Genomic DNA, 15,686 nt, shown 5'->3' on the forward strand with positions numbered 1-15,686 from the left:
GAAATCGCCCCAATGGCCGCCGGCAGTCCGGATCGCCTCACCGGCCTCAGGACCTTCTGGCATTACTTCTCCGTCAACCGCGGCGCCGTGATCGGCCTGCTGGTGTTCATCCTGCTGGTGCTGGCGGCGCTGTTTGCGCCGCTGCTTGCGCCCTATGCGCCTGACGTCCAGGACAAGACGGCGTTCCTCAGGCCTCCGGCATGGCAGACCGGCGGCAGCTCGCAATATATCCTCGGCACCGACCCGGTCGGCCGCGACATCCTCTCGCGCCTGCTCTATGGCGCCCGCTTCTCGCTGCTGATCGGCGCCGTCGTCGTCACGCTGGCCCTGGTCGGCGGCATCACGCTCGGCCTGCTCGCCGGCTATTTCCGCGGCTGGGTCGATGTCGCGATCATGCGCGTCATGGATCTCATCCTCGCCTTCCCGTCGCTGCTTCTGGCGCTGGTGCTGGTCACCATCCTTGGTCCGGGCCTGTTCAATGCGATGCTGGCGATCGCGCTGGTGCTGCAGCCGCATTTCGCCCGCCTGGTGCGCGCTGCCGTCATGGCCGAGAAGAGTCGCGAATACGTCGTGGCGGCTAAGGTGGCCGGCGCCGGCCATCTGCGCCTGATGCTGGCGACGATCCTGCCCAACTGCCTGGCGCCATTGATCGTTCAGGGCACGCTGTCCTTCTCCAACGCCATCCTCGAAGCCGCCGCTCTCGGCTTCCTCGGCCTCGGCGCGCAGCCGCCGACGCCGGAATGGGGCACGATGCTCGCCTCCGCGCGCGAGTTCATCCTGCGCGCCTGGTGGGTGGTGACCTTCCCGGGCCTGGCGATCCTCATCACCGTGCTTGCCATCAACCTGATCGGCGACGGTCTGCGCGATGCGCTCGATCCGAAGCTCAGGAGGTCGTGATGGCGCTGCTCGACATCCAGAATCTCGTCGTCGAGTTCCAGACCGCGTCCGGTCCGTTCCGCGCCGTCGACGGCGTGTCGCTCCATGTCGACGAGCGCGAGGTGCTTGCCATCGTCGGCGAATCCGGCTCCGGCAAATCGGTGTCGATGCTGGCCGTGATGGGCCTGCTTCCGTGGACGGCCACCGTCACCGCCGACCGCATGAGCTTCAACGGCCGCGATCTCCTCAAGATCAGTCCGGCCGACCGCCGCAAGATCATCGGCAAGGATATCGCGATGATCTTCCAGGAGCCGATCGCCAGCCTCAATCCCTGCTTCACCGTCGGCTTCCAGATAGAGGAGGTGCTGCGCTTCCATCTCGGCATGGATCGCGCGCAACGCCGGGCGCGGGCCATCGAGCTCCTGAAGCAGGTCGGCATTCCCGAGCCGGCCGAGCGGCTCAACTCCTTCCCGCACCAGATGTCGGGCGGCCAGTGCCAGCGCGTGATGATCGCGATGGCGATCGCCTGCAATCCGAAGCTGCTGATCGCCGACGAGCCGACGACGGCGCTCGACGTCACCATCCAGAAGCAGATCCTCGATCTGCTGGTCTCGCTGCAGGCCAAGTACGGCATGGGCCTGATCATGATCACCCACAATATGGGCGTTGTCGCCGAAACCGCCGACCGTGTCATCGTCCAGTACAAGGGCCGCAAGATGGAGGAGGCCGACGTGCTGTCGCTCTTTGAATCGCCGAAGAGCAACTACACGCGCGCGCTGCTTTCGGCGCTGCCTGAGAACGCCGTCGGCGACCGGCTGCCGACCGTCTCCGACATGCTGTTCGAGCCGGCGCCCTCGGAAGCCAGGGCATGACTGGAGCCAGCGCATGACCAAGGTCGTCGAAGGCAAGAACATCGTGCGCGACTACCATGTCGGAGGCGGGCTGTTCCGCCCCGCGCGCACCGTGCACGCTGTGAAGGGAGTCACCTTCAGCGTCGAGAAAGGCAAGACGCTGGCCATCGTCGGCGAAAGCGGCTGCGGCAAGTCCACCCTCGCTCGCATCATCACGCTGATCGATCCGGCGACGTCCGGCGAGCTCTACATCGACGGCAACAAGGTCGACATCGCAAGGGACGGCCTGAGCAAGGAGATGCGCCGCAAGGTGCAGATCGTGTTCCAGAACCCGTATGGTTCGCTCAACCCGCGCCAGAAGATCGGCGACGTGCTCGGCGAGCCTCTGCTCATCAATACCGACAAGCCGGCCGAGGAACGGCGCGACCTCGCCATGAAGATGCTGAAGAAGGTCGGCCTCGGACCCGAGCACTACAACCGCTATCCGCATATGTTCTCGGGCGGCCAGCGCCAGCGCATCGCCATTGCCCGCGCGCTGATGCTGAACCCGAGCCTCTTGGTGCTGGACGAGCCGGTCTCGGCGCTCGACCTCTCGGTGCAGGCGCAGGTGCTCAACCTGCTCGCCGACCTGCAGGACGAATTCCAACTGACCTATGTCTTCATCAGCCACGATCTTTCGGTGGTGCGCTACATCGCCGACGACGTGATGGTCATGTATTTCGGCGAAGCGGTCGAATACGGCCCGCGCGAGGAGGTCTTCTCCAACCCGCAGCACGGCTACACCAAGACGCTGTTTGCCGCCACGCCGCGCGCCGACATCGCCTCGATCAAAGCGAGACTGGCGAAGAAGGCGGCCTGAGGCCAAGGTCAGGCGCGATCGCGTGCTCTCCCAATATGAGCGCGTCACAGAACGGCCCGCCGCCTGCGACGCGACGCCGGATGGCGAGAGAGGCGATAGGCTCGATGGCTCGCTGAAACGATCGCGGGGTTGAGGACGTCACGATCCACTGACGGATATGTGATCGCGCCGTTCACCCCGCATTCAGCCGGCCACGTGCTATCTGGTCGCGGGGGTGACCACGGAGAATCCTACTCATGCTCACCAGATATATTCTGCCCCTTGCCGTCGCCGCAGGCACCTTGATGCTGTCCAGCGTCGGCTCGCAGGCAATGCCCATGGCAAAGCCAAGCGCCGCTCCGCTGCCGATCGAAAGCGTCGGCTGGCGATGCGGTCCCGGCTGGCACATGAACCGCTGGGGCAATTGCGTGCCGAACCACCGCATGTTGATCCGGCCGAGGCGCCATTGGCACCCCGGCTTCTGGTACCATCACCGCTGGCACCCGGGTCATTGAAACTGGTGATCCTTCAAAGGATCGCCTTGGACGCCCGCTCCGGAAACGGCGCGGGCGTTTCTTCGCGCACGCATCGAGCGGTCAAACCCGACATTCTTCCCGAGCGACGGCACCACGCCCGACCAGAGTGATCCACGACTGACCGCGAAGCTATTTCGGCGTGTCCACGACCACCAGTTGGTCCGGCTTGAAGCCGGCATGCTGCGGTGTCCAGACGTCGCCCTCGCGGTTGAACCAGTGGCAAAGATAAGTGCCCGAGGCGGCGCCGTCGCTGATCGTCATTTGCGGGCCCCCGGATTTCAGCCTGACGACGTCACCGGTCTTGAAACTGTAGGGCATTTTGACCTCCCATGCTGATGCCGGGATTCTCCCACCAAACGCCGCGCCCAACAATGGCCGATGCTTTTCGCCGGTTGCTGCAGGATGCTGGAAGCGGCAAAACCGCTTCTTGCCTCAGGGCGGCTTCGATTTTGCAAGCTCCGAGGTTGCGGGTGCCCGGTCGGGCAGCTAAGCCGGTTCGAAAATCCGCGACGAAAGGCAGAACCGATGAAGGTCATCTCCACATCCAAAGCGCATGGCGGCATCCAGGGCGTCTATTCCCACGCCTCCGAGGTCTGCGCCTGCGACATGACCTTTGCCGTTTTTGTGCCGCCGCAGGCCAAGGAAGGGCCATTGCCCGTCCTCTGGTACCTGTCGGGCCTGACCTGCACGCACGCCAATGTCATGGACAAGGGCGAGTACCGGCGCCAGGCGGCCGAACTGGGCCTCGTCGTCGTTTGCCCCGACACCAGCCCGCGCGGACCTGACATTGCGGACGAAAAGGACAATTGGCAATTCGGCAGTGGCGCCGGCTTCTACCTCGACGCCAAGCAGGAGCCCTATGCCAAGAACTACCGCATGTACTCCTACCTCATCGAGGAATTGCCGGCGCTCTTGGCCGCCAATTTTCCGGTCGACATGTCGCGCCAGTCGATCTTTGGCCATTCGATGGGTGGGCATGGCGCGCTGACGATCGCGCTGAAGAATCCGGAACGGTTCAAGAGCTGCTCGGCCTTTGCGCCGATCGTGCAGCCCAGCACCGCAGGCTGGTCGCGCCCGGCATTCGAGAAATATCTCGGACGGGACGAGAAGAACTGGCGCGCCTACGATACCACGCTGCTCATCGAGGACGGCTACCGCTTCGCCGAATTCCTGGTCGACCAGGGCACCGCCGACGGGTTCCTCCAGGACGGTCTGCGTCCATGGTTGCTGGAAGAGGCTTGCGGCAAGGCAGGCATCGAGCTGACGTTGCGCATGCAGGACGGCTACGACCATTCCTACAACTTCATGTCGACCTTCATGGGCGACCATCTGAAGTGGCATGCCGAGCGGCTGGCCAGGTAGGGACCGCAACGCCAGTTGCTTGCCCAGACGACCGAACTTCAGATCGGGCGGGAGGGGCGTTATCCTGTGTTGGCCGGAAGTGAAAACTGGTGCCGCTTGCGTGACTCGAACACGCGACCCCATCATTACGAATGATGTGCTCTACCAACTGAGCTAAAGCGGCCCGGGGAAGCGCTGGGCTTCCAAGATGCGCTGCGTGATAGACTCAACCGGCCGCCAATTCAAGATGCTCAGCGGCGAATTCGGGCCAATTCGCCTCGAACGCGGCTGCGCCATGCGGTTCGCGTCTTCTCGCCCGCCCATCGGCTGGTGTGGTTGATCGCGTGATCGGCGGCAAATCCCAGCCGGCCCCGATCCATAAAAAGGTGTTGATTCCCCAGCAAAAACCGCCGAAATGGGGCTTTGGACGCGCTGGCAAAGGCAGCCGCTCGTCCGTTGCTTGGTTGGTCGCCTGCGGCCAACGATCATCGGATGGCAGCGCACGTGCAGAGGGATCTCGCTTGGACGCCATCGAGAAAGCGATCCGCAACGCCTTCGAAAAAGGCAATGCCGAGGACCGGGCGTTCCGCGAGAGGGTCTACCGCTCGGCCTTTGCGGCGCTGGATCGCGTGCTGCAGGCCAATCCTAACCTGACGGTCGAGGCCGCGATCAGCCGCCGCAAGGCGGTGCAGGCCAAGATCACCGAGATCGAATCCGAATTCCTGCCGGCGGTTCCGGACGTAACGCTGCCGCCGGATAGCATAACGCTGGCGGTCGCAGATGGAGCGGCGACGCCTGCTGTCGATCAGTCGCCGCAGGATTCGGCGCCGCCGGTGGACGCGCCGGGGCAGGCGCCGGCTGAAGCGGCACCGCCGCCGGCGATCCAGGTCGACGGGCCGGTTCAGCCTGACACGTCGGACGTGCCGCGCTCGCGCGTGCTGCCCGTCGTGCCCGACATCATGCCGGATGAAACGGCACTGCCGGATGCGCCGTCGCTCGATGATTCTCCCGGGGCTCCGGTCGGCAGCGGTGGCGCCGAGGTGGCGCCGGATCGTGACGAACGCCGGATCAGGGGCCGGCGCCTGCCGCTGACGGCGATCTTCGTTGTCGCGACGCTGCTGGCCGCCGCCGGCATCGGCCTCTATTTCGCGATCCAGACCGGCGTCTTCAAGACGGCCGCGCAGCTCGACACCGGCCCGCCGGAAGCGCCTCCGACCATCGAGGAAGAAGACTCCTCGCAGCCCGGCGAAGCCGGCTCGCCGCAGAAGCCGGGCGAGGCGGACCAGGCCAAGAACTGGATCAATGTGTTTTCGCCCAGCGATCCGACGCATGTCAGCACCCCGTCCGACGCCGCTGCCGAGGTGATGAAGGACGATACCGGTCAGTTCCTGCGCATCCGCTCCGGGGCCTCCGGCTCGGCCATCGCCTTCGACGTCGGCCAGGGCGTGCTGGAAAAGCTCGCCGGCAAGCATGCCATGTTCGACATCATCGCCCGCTCGGAAGAGGGCAAGGAGACCCAGATTTCGGTCGACTGCAATTTCGGCGAACTCGGCGATTGCGGCCGCAAGCGCTATGCTGTCGGCCACGAGCGCAACGAATATCTGTTCGACGTGCAGTTCCCGGACAAGCATCCGGGCGCCGCAGGCACCATCGCCATCAACTCCGACTTCGACAAGCAAGGCAAATCCGTCGACATCTACGAAGTCCGCGTTTCGATCGCGCAGTGAGTTGTCGGTCGTTGCCACGCCAGTCCGAAGCAGGCGCGGGTGGGATGGGGCAACTAGAGCAGTTCAGCTTTCACAGAATCGCTGACCCGCTCTAAGTTTTTGATTGTGCGCAATTCCGGACGGAAAACCGCTACACACTTTTCCTGGAATTGCCCGAGCTCGGATTTTATCTAATCAGCTGTCGAGCAGCGCCTGCAGCGTCTCGATCCGGTCGGCCTCGGCCGCCGGCTTGTCCCAACGCAGCCGCGAGATGCGCGGGAAGCGCATCGCGACGCCCGACTTGTGGCGCGTCGATCGGTTCAGGCCTTCGAAGGCCACCTCCAGCACCAGGCCGTTCCTGCGGTCGGCGCGCACCGAGCGCACCGGTCCGAACCGCTCGATCGTGTTGTCGCGGACATATTTGTCGATCTGCCTCAGCTCCTCGTCGGTGAAGCCGAAATAGGCCTTGCCGACCGGCACCAGCTCTTCCGATCCTTCCGGTCCGGCCCAGACGCCGAATGTGTAGTCGGAATAGAAGCTCGAGCGCTTGCCGTGGCCGCGCTGCGCATACATCAGCACCGCGTCGACCGTGTGCGGATCGCGCTTCCATTTGAACCAGGGTCCCTTCGGCCGTCCGGCGAGATAGGCGGAATCCCAGCGCTTCAGCATCACCCCTTCGATGATCGGATGCGGCGGCGTCTGGCGCAGCCGCTCCAGCGCTCCCCAGTCCCGAAATTCGACCAGCGGCGAGAGGTCGAAGCGGCTGGGATCGAGCGTCTTGACGAAGGCCTCGAGCCGTGTGCGGCGCTCGGCGAAGGGCAGGCCGCGCAAATCCTCGCCGTCGATCTGCAGCGGGTCGTAGCAGCGCATGAAGGCTGGATATTGCTGCTGGATCTTTGGCGACACGCTCTTGCGGTTCAGCCGCTGCTGCAGGTCGGAGAAGGTGCCGGTGGCTTCGCGCGGGTCGCCGACCAAGAGCTCGCCATCCAGCGCCGCCTCGAAATCCATCGCCGCGGCCAGGTCCGGGAAGGCGCCGGAGACGTCGTCGCCGGTGCGCGAATAGAGCCGGCGGATGCCGCTTTCGCACACCGCTTGCACTCGGATGCCGTCCCACTTCCATTCCGCCGCGTAGTCGCCGGGATCGAGTTTGTCGAGGTCGCCGTCGTCGACGGCGTTGGAGAGCATCACCGGACGGAACAGCGCCAGCGCTGCGCTCTTCGGCTTTTCCGCCCGGCCTTCGAGCCAGGCGAACAGCTCGACATAGGGCGGCGCCAGCCCGTGCCAGAGTTCCTCGATCTCGGCGACATCGACATGGCCGAGATCGGCCAGCGCCTGCTTGGCGAGCCGCGCCGACACGCCGATGCGCAGGCCGCCGGTGACGAGCTTGATGATGGCGAAACGCGCCGAAATGCTGGCGCTGTCGAGCAGCCGCGCCAGCACCCTTGGCCCATCGGAGCGGCTCGCCGCCTGCAATCTCCCGACCACCTCGGCCAGCGTCGGGGCATGGTTCGCGATATGGCCGGCGGGCTGCGGCCAGACCAGCGACACCGTCTCGGCAAGGTCGCCGACATAATCGTAGGAATAGCCGAACAGCACCGGATCCATGCGCTCGACCACCAGCGTGCGCAGCATCGCGGGCTTCACCGCCGCGATCGACAGATCGCCGGTGATCGCGGCCAGCGCCAGCCCGCGATCGGGGTCCTCCACGCTGCGGAAATAATCGGCCAGCAGCGTCAGCTTGCCGTTGCGCGACGGCGTCAGCACCAGCCGGTCGAGGAGCTCGGCGAAGCGGTTCATGGCTGGGTGAGCCTGGCCAATAGCGAAAGCCAGCGCGCGGCGCCCCCCTCTGGCCTGCCGGCCATCTCCCCCTCAAGGGGGGAGATCAGATGTCGCGCCGGCTTTCGCCAGTCTTCGGCGTCGCAGGAGATGCGCCGGCGCTGAAGCTGCCGATCTCCCCCCTTGAGGGGGAGATGGCCGGCAGGCCAGAGGGGGGCGCCGTAGAGTGCAGCGGCGGAGATTGGTGATCGGTATTGCATCAATCGCCCTCGTCCTCATAGCCCACGAGATGCAGCGGCCGGGCCGCGATGCCTTCGAGCTCGCACCAGCGCACCAGGGCTTCCTCGCGGCCATGCGTCACCCAGATCTCCCCGGCTCCCGTCTGCTTGATCGTGGCGATCAGCTCGTCCCAGTCGGCATGGTCCGAAATGATCAGCGGCAGCTCGACGCCGCCCTGCTTGGCGCGCTGGCGGATTCGCATCCAGCCCGACGCGAAGCAGGCGATCGGGTCGGGGAAGCGCCGTGCCCAGCGGTCGGCGAAGGCGGCCGGCGGACCGACGACGATCGCACCTTCGAAATCGGCCTTGCCGCCGCTTTCGACCGTCGCCGGCTCCAGCGTGCCGAGATCGATTCCCTGGCGCTGGTAGTATTCGCTGAGCTTGGCCAGCGCGCCGTGGATATAGATCGGCCTGTCATAGCCGGCGTCGCGCAGCAGCCGCATCACGCGCTGCGCCTTGCCGAGCGCGTAGGCGCCGATGAGATGCGAACGCTCGGGAAACTGCGCCGCCGATTTGAGCAGCCGGGCGATCTCCTCGCTGTCCGGCGGATGCCGGAACACCGGCAGGCCAAAGGTCGCCTCGGTGATGAAGACGTCGCAAGGGATCGGCTCGAACGGCAGGCAGGTTCCGTCCTTCTGGCGCTTGTAGTCGCCGGAGGCGACGATGCGTATGCCACGGTGTTCGACGGCGATCTGCGCCGAGCCGAGCACATGCCCGGCTGGATGGAAGGTTACGGAAACGCCGTTGAGATCGATCGTCTCGCCGAGCACGGCGGCCTGCTTCTTGCCGGCAAAATCCTCGCCATAGCGCAGTGCCATGATGTCGAGCGTCTCTTGCGTGGCAAGCACCGAGCGGTGGCCGGAGCGGGCATGGTCGGAATGGCCGTGCGTGATCAGCGCGCGGCCCACCGGCCGCACCGGGTCGATGAAGAAATCGCCGGGCGGACAGTAGAGCCCTTCCGGCCGTGGCTTGAGCAGGTCGCTGGCGCGCATCGTCTTCAAGATAGTGGCTAAATGCGTGGCGGGAAGCCTGTTGCAAGAGACTGCTGACTCGTCCTAGATCGTGACGCGTTTCGTTGAAACGCCGTCACGATCCAACTCTTTGTTGGAGCATGATCTCTCTCCGAAAAGCTGTTCCCACTTTTCGGATCATGCTCTGGAACCGTCCGCCGGTGCCATCGCCGGGTGAGATCCTTCGACCATGAAACCGCTTCAGGCCTCGTCCGGCGATTTGAGCGCCGACCGCCGCGCCGACTTCGCCGAGATGCTGCTCGCCTGCGGCGAGCCCGCGCAGGCGGCGGAGCTTTTGCTGGGCGCGCTGGAGCTTGCGCCGCAATGGGCGGCCGGCTGGTTCCGCCTCGGCGAGATGCAGGAGGCGGCCGGCCTTTCCGATCAGGCCGTCCAGGCCTGGAGCATGGCGCTGAAGCTGGACGCGACAGACCGGTTGGGCGCCGCGCTCAAGCTGCAGTTGATCGGCCATGCGCCGGCCTCGACAGCCCCGCCCAGCGCCTTCGTTGAAACGCTCTTCGATCATTTTGCCGATGGCTTCGAGGAGTCGCTGGTCGAAAAACTCGGCTACCGTATACCGCAGTTTCTCTCCCTGGCCATTCGTGCGGCAAGGCCCGGCCGCTTTCGGCTCGCGCTGGACCTTGGCTGCGGCACCGGGCTGATGGGCGAAAAACTGCGGCCCATGGTCGATCGGCTCGAGGGCTACGACATCTCGGTCGGGATGTTGAGGAAGGCGCGCGCCAAGGGCGTCTACGATCTGCTTTCCAAGGCTGATCTGCAGCATTTCTCCCAATCCGGCGCGAAAGCCGACCTCGTCGTCGCGACCGACGTCTTCATCTATGTCGGCGCGCTGGAACGCATCGTCGCGGCCATTGCCGAGGCGCTGGTCGACGGCGGCGTGTTTGCGTTCTCGGTCGAGACGCTTGCCGACGGCACAGATTTTGCCCTGACGCCATCGCGGCGCTACGCGCATTCCGAAGGTTATGTTCGCAGGGTCCTGACCGAGAGCGGCTTTTCGATCCGGTCGTTGGACAGCACGGTCATCCGGCACGACCGCCGCGAGCCTGTCGAGGGCTTGGCCGTCGTGGCGGAGAAGTCGAAGATTTGAACGGTGATCTTGCTGCGAAAAAGCCCGAATCGCGTGTCGGGTTGGACGGCGCGGAGATCGCAGGAGGGACCCATGCGCTGGAACATGCTGGTATTGGCATCTTGCCTGGCGGTGGCGGGCTGCGTCGGCGGCAGCTCGATGTCGGAACGCCAGGACGAGAATGTCCAGTCCTCGCTGCAATATGACAGCGTGCCCTGCGATCAGTTGCTGGCCAACCGCAACGCGCTGGCGCAACAATACAATCTGCCGGTCACGGCAAAGCCGACCTTCTCCAATCCGGCGATGGGCTTTGGTCCCTTCACGCCGGACATGCGCTCCAAGGCGCAGCGGGATACCGACAAGGCAAGCGGCGAGATCGATGCCATGAGCCGTTCGATCGAAAGGCGCGATTGCGGCAAGCCGAAGAAGAACGACAAGCTCGCGCTTCCCGGTTCGAAGCCTGCTTCGCAGCCTCAGTAACCCGCTTCGCGGTCGACGAGATTGTCGAGCTTCTCGCCTCGCTCGAAGGCGGCCATCTGTCTAAGCATGATCGGCACCAGATGCGTAGGGTCGGAGGTCGCCGCCGCATGCGGCGTGACGAACACTTTCGGATGGCCCCACAGCGGGCTGGTCTTCGGCAGCGGTTCGACCTCGAAAACGTCTAGGCTCGCTTCCTTCAGCGTGCCGTCATCAAGCGCGCGCTGGATGTCGGCGTCCCTCTGCAGCCGGCCACGGCCGGCATTGATCAGCACCGCGCCGCCGAGGCCATTGCGCTTGCGCAACTCCTTCAGCACGCCGTAATTGATGATTCCCTGCGTTTGCGGCGTGAGCGGCAACAGCACCACCAGTATGTCCGTGGCGTTGAGGAACGGGATCAGTCCCGCTTCGCCGGAATAGGTCGAAACCCCCTTCATCGGCCGATCGCTGCGTGACCAGCCATTGACCGCAAAGCCAAGCGACAAGAGCGCCGACGCTGCCGAGCGGCCGAGATTGCCAAGCCCCATGATGCCAACGGAAATATCGTTGGCCGCGCGCTGCGTCGGTTCGTGCCAGATCTTTTTTGACTGTTGCGCCCGATAGAGCATCCCCTGGCGGTGATGGTCGAGGACCCGCCAGGCGACAAATTCGGTCATATGTTGCGTCAGATTGTCGGCGACCACGCGGACGATCGGCACATCCGGCAAGCCGGGATCGGCGAAGATGTGGTCGACGCCGGCGCCGACCGAGAAGATGGCGCGCAGGTTGGGCAGCCCGGAGAGCAGGTTGGGCTTGTGCTTCCACACCACCGCATAGTCGATCGAGGGATCGCTCGGGCCCGCGGGCTCCAGCACCACCTCGCGTTCGGTCGACAGCAATTCGTGCCAGCGTTGCGGGTGAAAGCCAGTAAGGGCAAGCAGGACTTTGCCTTTTTCCATTCTCGGATTTCTTCTCTGTTGTGTCGGCCCTGAAGCCATTCCAGGAAAAGTGCGTAGCGGTTTTCCGTCCGGAATTGCGCAAAGCAAATATGCTACTCGCTCACCACGCCGGACGGGGCCGTCTCGATGCGGAATGCAGCAGAGATCAGAGCCCTTGTATAGTCGGTCTGGGGGCTGCCGAAAATCTGTTCGGCTGGTCCGGCTTCGACGATCTGGCCGTTGCGCATGACGATCACGTCGTTCGCAAGGGCGCGGATCACTTTCAGGTCGTGGCTGATGAACAGGTAGGCGAGATCATGCTTTGCCTGCAGGTTGCGCAGCAGATCCACCACCTGCGCCTGCACGCTCATGTCAAGCGCCGAGGTCGGCTCGTCGAGCATGACGAACCGCGGATTGAGCACCATGGCGCGGGCGATGGCGACGCGCTGGCGCTGGCCGCCCGAAAATTCATGCGGATAGCGGTGGCGCGTTTCGGGATCGAGCCCGACTTCCTTGAGCACCTCGACCACCTTGTCGTCGCGCTCGTCGGGGGTCAGCTTCGATGCATGGATCTTCAGCCCTTCCTCGATGATCTCGGAAATGGACATGCGTGGACTGAGCGACCCGAACGGATCCTGGAAGACGATCTGCATCTCGCTTCTCAGCGGCCGCATGGCGCTGAACGAAAGCTCGTTGATGTCGCGGCCGTTGAAATTGATCGTGCCGGTCGAGGAGATCATCCTGGCCAGCGCCAGCCCGAGCGTCGTCTTGCCGGAGCCGGATTCGCCGACCACGCCGAGCGTCTGCCCGGCGCGAACCGTCACGTCGATGCCGTCCACCGCCTTCACATGGTCGACGGTGCGGCGGAAGAAGCCGCGTTTGATCGGGAACCAGACCTTGATGTCCGTGCCCGTGATCACCGCCTTGGCGTTGGCATTCGCCGCCGGCGGCTTGCCCTTCGGCTCGGCGGCCAGCAGGTGCTTGGTGTAGGCATGCTGCGGGTTGGCGAAGATGTCCTTGGTCGGGCCCGTCTCGACGATCTTGCCCTTGGTCATCACGCAGACGCGGTCGGCGACCTTCCTGACGATGCCGAGGTCATGGGTGATGAACAGCATCGACATGCCCTTGCGGCTTTTCAGGCCTGCGAGCAGCTCGAGGATCTGTGCCTGCACGGTGACGTCGAGCGCCGTCGTCGGCTCGTCGGCGATCAGCAGCTCCGGCTCGTTGGCCAGAGCCATGGCGATCATGACGCGCTGGCGCTGGCCGCCCGAGAGCTGGTGCGGATAGGCGTCGAGCCGCTTCTGCGGATCGCGGATGCCGACCTCGGTCAGCAATTCCAGCACCCGCGCCCGCGCCTGCCGGTCGCCAAGCCCCTGGTGCAGCTTCAGCACCTCGACGATCTGCTGCTCGATCGTGTGCAGCGGATTGAGCGAGGTCATCGGCTCCTGGAAGATCATGGTGATCTTGTTGCCGCGAACGCCGCGCAACGCCTTCTCGTTGGCGCTCAGCAGATCGGCGCCATGGAACAGGACCCTGCCCGAGGGATGGCTGGCCGTGGGATAGGGCAGGAGCTTCAGCACCGACAGTGCCGACACCGACTTGCCGGAGCCGGATTCCCCGACGAGTGCCAGCGTCTCGCCTTTGGCGATGTCGAAGGAGGTATGATCGACGGCAACCGACTGCATGCCGCCCTGTGCGAAGGCAACGCTGAGGTCACGGACGGAAAGCAGCGGCTCGCTCATTTGAACGTCTTGCGCGGATCGAAGGCGTCGCGCGTCGCTTCGCCGATGAAGACCAGCAGCGACAGCATCAGCGAAATCACGATGAAGCCCGAGATGCCTAGCCACGGCGCGTTGAGGTTGCGCTGCGCCTGCTTGAGCAGTTCGCCGAGCGAGGCGGAGCCCGGCGGCAGGCCGAAGCCGAGATAGTCGAGCGAGGTGAGCGTCGAGATCGAGCCTGAGAGCAGGAAGGGCAGGAAGGTCAGCGTCGCCACCATGGCGTTGGGCAGAAGGTGACGGAACATGATGGTGAGGTTGGGCACGCCAAGCGCCCGTGCCGCGTTGACATATTCGAAGTTGCGCGCGCGCAGGAACTCGGCCCGCACCACGCCGACCAGCGCCACCCAGGAGAACAACAGCATCAGCCCGAGCAGGATGAAGAAGCCGGGCGGCAGGATGGCGGCGACGATGAGCAGGAGATAGAGCACCGGGATCGCCGACCAGATTTCGATGAAGCGCTGGAACAGAAGGTCCGTCCAGCCGCCGAAATAGCCTTGCACCGCGCCCGCCGCGACGCCGATCAGCGAGGAGCCGATCGTCAGGATCAACCCGAACAGCACCGAGATCCTGAAGCCGTAGATGAGCCGGGCCAGCACGTCGCGTGCCTGGTCGTCGGTGCCGAGCCAGTTCCAGTTGCCGACGATGCAGTTGGGGTCGGCCTCGCCTTGCGGATACTGGCTGCAGCGCGCCTTCCTGTCGTAGAGCCAGGAGGGTTTGGCGGGTGCCGCTTCCGGAATGGCGTTGTTGACCGTCTGGTAGGAGTAGCGAACCGGCGGCCAGATCATCCAGCCATTGGCATTGATCTCGTCCTGGATGACCGGATCGCGATAGTCGGTCACCGCATAGAAGCCGCCGAACTTCTCTTCCGGATAGGCGACCAGCACCGGAAACAGGATCTCGCCCTTGTAGGAGGCGATGATCGGCTTGTCGTTGGCGATGAGTTCGGAACCGAGCGACAGCACGAACAGGACGAGGAATATCCAAAGCGACCAGAAGCCGCGCCGGTTCGCCTTGAAGTTCTGCAGCCGCCGCTGGTTGAGCGGCGACAGCCATGGCCGGGCGGGCCGGCGCGCAGTGGTCTCGGCGGCTGCCTGCGCCATCAGATGTCTCTCCGCTCGAAATCGATGCGCGGATCGACCCAGGTATAGATCAGGTCCGACAGCAGGCCGACGAACAGGCCGAGTAGCGAGAAGATGTAGAGATTGGCGAAGACCACCGGATAGTCGCGGTCGATCACCGACTTGAAGCCGAGCAGGCCGAGGCCATCGAGCGAGAAGATGTTCTCGATCAAGAGCGACCCGGTGAAGAAGGCCGAGATGAAGGCTCCGGGAAAGCCAGCGATGACGATCAGCATGGCATTGCGGAAGACATGCCCGTAAAGCACTTTGCTCTCCGACAGGCCCTTGGCGCGCGCGGTCACTACATATTGCTTGCGGATCTCCTCCAGGAAGGAGTTCTTGGTCAGCAGCGTCGTGGTGGCGAAGGCCGACAGGACCAGCGCCGTCAACGGCAACGTCATGTGCCAGAAATAGTCGATGATCTTGTCAGGCCAGGACAGTTGGTCCCAATTATCGGAGACGATGCCGCGCAGCGGGAACCAGTCCCAGAACGAGCCGCCGGCAAACAGCACCATCAAAAGAATGCCGAACAGGAAACCGGGGATGGCGTAGCCGACGATGACGACGCCGCTTGTCCAGACGTCGAAGGTGGAGCCGTCCTGAACCGCCTTGCGGATGCCGAGCGGAATCGAGATCAGGTAGGAGAGCAGCGTGATCCACAGCCCGATCGAGATCGAGACCGGCATCTTTTCCAGGATCAGGTCGAGCACCGAGATGTCGCGGAAATAACTGTCGCCGAAATCGAAGCGGGAATAATTCCACAGCATCATGCCGAAGCGCTCGAGCGGTGGCTTGTCGAAGCCGAACTGCTTCTCCAGCTTCTTGATGAATTCCGGATCCAGCCCCTGCGCGCCGCGATATTTCGAACTGACGTCGCCGGCGACGTCGAAATTGGGAGCGTTGGCGCCGGCGTCCCCGCCGCCGCCACCGAGGCGATCGGTCCCGCCCTGGTTGGTGAGCCTGGCGATCACCTGCTCGACCGGGCCGCCAGGAGCGAATTGGATGACGGCGAAGGAGATCGCCATGATGCCGAACAGCGTCGGGATCATCAGCAGGATGCGGCGCAGTATATAGGCGCCCATCAGCCTGCCGGGCCTTTA

Annotated in this window: 15 protein-coding genes and 1 tRNA gene; 8 read left to right on the forward strand and 8 right to left on the reverse strand. The window is 64.4% G+C overall.

Annotated elements, in window-relative coordinates; all coding sequences use genetic code 11:
• Positions 1-12: 12 nt before the first annotated feature.
• The 4 genes from EN818_RS16950 (at position 13) to EN818_RS16965 (ending at position 3,080) form a co-directional block, all read left to right on the forward strand.
• Positions 13-897, forward strand: a complete 885-nt coding sequence (locus EN818_RS16950; protein WP_245420377.1) for an ABC transporter permease subunit — start codon at positions 13-15, stop codon at positions 895-897.
• A complete protein-coding gene (locus EN818_RS16955; RefSeq protein WP_095806606.1) occupies positions 897-1,748 on the forward strand; it encodes an ABC transporter ATP-binding protein in 852 nt (283 codons plus the stop codon). The genes EN818_RS16950 and EN818_RS16955 overlap by 1 nt, the downstream gene beginning before the upstream one ends.
• Positions 1,749-1,761: 13 nt before the next feature.
• A complete protein-coding gene (locus EN818_RS16960; protein ID WP_095806605.1) occupies positions 1,762-2,586 on the forward strand; it encodes a dipeptide ABC transporter ATP-binding protein in 825 nt (274 codons plus the stop codon).
• A 236-nt stretch (positions 2,587-2,822) separates the two neighbouring features.
• A complete protein-coding gene (locus EN818_RS16965; protein WP_095806604.1) occupies positions 2,823-3,080 on the forward strand; it encodes a hypothetical protein in 258 nt (85 codons plus the stop codon).
• A gap of 150 nt (positions 3,081-3,230) precedes the next feature.
• On the opposite strand, the gene EN818_RS16970 is transcribed toward EN818_RS16965, so the two are convergent.
• A complete protein-coding gene (locus EN818_RS16970; protein WP_095806603.1) occupies positions 3,231-3,419 on the reverse strand; it encodes a DUF2158 domain-containing protein in 189 nt (62 codons plus the stop codon).
• 207 nt (positions 3,420-3,626) lie between these two features.
• Here EN818_RS16970 and fghA point away from each other — a divergent pair, with 207 nt between their 5' ends.
• Complete coding sequence (gene fghA, locus EN818_RS16975) at positions 3,627-4,463, forward strand: S-formylglutathione hydrolase (RefSeq protein ID WP_095806602.1); 837 nt, start codon at positions 3,627-3,629, stop codon at positions 4,461-4,463.
• Positions 4,464-4,550: 87 nt separating this feature from the next.
• Here fghA and EN818_RS16980 read toward each other — a convergent pair.
• Positions 4,551-4,626, reverse strand: a tRNA-Thr gene (locus tag EN818_RS16980).
• A gap of 337 nt (positions 4,627-4,963) precedes the next feature.
• Here EN818_RS16980 and EN818_RS16985 point away from each other — a divergent pair.
• A complete protein-coding gene (locus EN818_RS16985) occupies positions 4,964-6,169 on the forward strand; it encodes a hypothetical protein (RefSeq protein ID WP_095806601.1) in 1,206 nt (401 codons plus the stop codon).
• Positions 6,170-6,343: 174 nt separating this feature from the next.
• Here EN818_RS16985 and EN818_RS16990 read toward each other — a convergent pair whose 3' ends face one another.
• Together EN818_RS16990 and EN818_RS17000 are read right to left on the reverse strand one after the other, a co-directional pair.
• Positions 6,344-7,945 carry a cisplatin damage response ATP-dependent DNA ligase gene (locus EN818_RS16990; protein WP_135904814.1) on the reverse strand — a complete coding sequence of 534 codons (1,602 nt, stop codon included), beginning with the start codon at positions 7,943-7,945 and terminating at the stop codon, positions 6,344-6,346.
• Positions 7,946-8,183: 238 nt separating this feature from the next.
• Positions 8,184-9,194 (reverse strand): ligase-associated DNA damage response exonuclease, encoded by a 1,011-nt coding sequence (locus EN818_RS17000; RefSeq protein WP_095806599.1) that lies wholly within the window; start codon positions 9,192-9,194, stop codon positions 8,184-8,186.
• 208 nt (positions 9,195-9,402) lie between these two features.
• Between EN818_RS17000 and EN818_RS17005 the strand changes: the two genes are divergently transcribed.
• A complete protein-coding gene (locus EN818_RS17005; RefSeq protein ID WP_095806598.1) occupies positions 9,403-10,317 on the forward strand; it encodes a methyltransferase domain-containing protein in 915 nt (304 codons plus the stop codon).
• Positions 10,318-10,389: 72 nt separating this feature from the next.
• Complete coding sequence (locus EN818_RS17010) at positions 10,390-10,776, forward strand: hypothetical protein (RefSeq protein WP_095806597.1); 387 nt, start codon at positions 10,390-10,392, stop codon at positions 10,774-10,776.
• Here the strand turns inward: EN818_RS17010 and EN818_RS17015 are convergent.
• The 4 genes from EN818_RS17015 to EN818_RS17030 all read right to left on the reverse strand — a co-directional run bounded on the left by EN818_RS17015 (position 10,770) and on the right by EN818_RS17030 (position 15,668).
• Positions 10,770-11,711 (reverse strand): glyoxylate/hydroxypyruvate reductase A, encoded by a 942-nt coding sequence (locus EN818_RS17015; RefSeq protein WP_095806596.1) that lies wholly within the window; start codon positions 11,709-11,711, stop codon positions 10,770-10,772. The genes EN818_RS17010 and EN818_RS17015 overlap by 7 nt on opposite strands.
• Before the next feature lie 92 nt (positions 11,712-11,803).
• The gene (locus EN818_RS17020) at positions 11,804-13,432 is read right to left on the reverse strand and encodes an ABC transporter ATP-binding protein (protein WP_135904816.1); all 1,629 of its coding nucleotides are present in this window, start codon (positions 13,430-13,432) and stop codon (positions 11,804-11,806) included.
• Positions 13,429-14,568: an ABC transporter permease gene (locus tag EN818_RS17025; RefSeq protein WP_095806594.1), complete on the reverse strand. Its 1,140-nt coding sequence runs from the start codon at positions 14,566-14,568 to the stop codon at positions 13,429-13,431. Before EN818_RS17025 ends, EN818_RS17020 begins: the two co-directional genes overlap by 4 nt.
• Positions 14,568-15,668 carry a microcin C ABC transporter permease YejB gene (locus tag EN818_RS17030; protein WP_095806593.1) on the reverse strand — a complete coding sequence of 367 codons (1,101 nt, stop codon included), beginning with the start codon at positions 15,666-15,668 and terminating at the stop codon, positions 14,568-14,570. Before EN818_RS17030 ends, EN818_RS17025 begins: the two co-directional genes overlap by 1 nt.
• Positions 15,669-15,686 lie beyond the last annotated feature (18 nt).

The organism is Mesorhizobium sp. M3A.F.Ca.ET.175.01.1.1, assembly GCF_004791945.1.
GTDB lineage: Bacteria > Pseudomonadota > Alphaproteobacteria > Rhizobiales > Rhizobiaceae > Mesorhizobium.

What these genes read in the sequence shown, in the direction of transcription:
- fghA (WP_095806602.1), top strand. Translation starts at nt 3,627, where the DNA reads ATGAAGGTCATCTCCACATCCAAAGCGCATGGCGGCATCCAGGGCGTC.
- EN818_RS17015 (WP_095806596.1), bottom strand. Translation starts at nt 11,711, where the DNA reads ATGGAAAAAGGCAAAGTCCTGCTTGCCCTTACTGGCTTTCACCCGCAA.
- EN818_RS17010 (WP_095806597.1), top strand. Translation starts at nt 10,390, where the DNA reads ATGCGCTGGAACATGCTGGTATTGGCATCTTGCCTGGCGGTGGCGGGC.
- EN818_RS16965 (WP_095806604.1), top strand. Translation starts at nt 2,823, where the DNA reads ATGCTCACCAGATATATTCTGCCCCTTGCCGTCGCCGCAGGCACCTTG.
- EN818_RS16950 (WP_245420377.1), top strand. Translation starts at nt 13, where the DNA reads ATGGCCGCCGGCAGTCCGGATCGCCTCACCGGCCTCAGGACCTTCTGG.
- EN818_RS17000 (WP_095806599.1), bottom strand. Translation starts at nt 9,194, where the DNA reads ATGCGCGCCAGCGACCTGCTCAAGCCACGGCCGGAAGGGCTCTACTGT.
- EN818_RS17005 (WP_095806598.1), top strand. Translation starts at nt 9,403, where the DNA reads ATGAAACCGCTTCAGGCCTCGTCCGGCGATTTGAGCGCCGACCGCCGC.
- EN818_RS17030 (WP_095806593.1), bottom strand. Translation starts at nt 15,668, where the DNA reads ATGGGCGCCTATATACTGCGCCGCATCCTGCTGATGATCCCGACGCTG.
- EN818_RS16960 (WP_095806605.1), top strand. Translation starts at nt 1,762, where the DNA reads ATGACCAAGGTCGTCGAAGGCAAGAACATCGTGCGCGACTACCATGTC.
- EN818_RS17020 (WP_135904816.1), bottom strand. Translation starts at nt 13,432, where the DNA reads ATGAGCGAGCCGCTGCTTTCCGTCCGTGACCTCAGCGTTGCCTTCGCA.
- EN818_RS16990 (WP_135904814.1), bottom strand. Translation starts at nt 7,945, where the DNA reads ATGAACCGCTTCGCCGAGCTCCTCGACCGGCTGGTGCTGACGCCGTCG.
- EN818_RS17025 (WP_095806594.1), bottom strand. Translation starts at nt 14,568, where the DNA reads ATGGCGCAGGCAGCCGCCGAGACCACTGCGCGCCGGCCCGCCCGGCCA.
- EN818_RS16955 (WP_095806606.1), top strand. Translation starts at nt 897, where the DNA reads ATGGCGCTGCTCGACATCCAGAATCTCGTCGTCGAGTTCCAGACCGCG.
- EN818_RS16970 (WP_095806603.1), bottom strand. Translation starts at nt 3,419, where the DNA reads ATGCCCTACAGTTTCAAGACCGGTGACGTCGTCAGGCTGAAATCCGGG.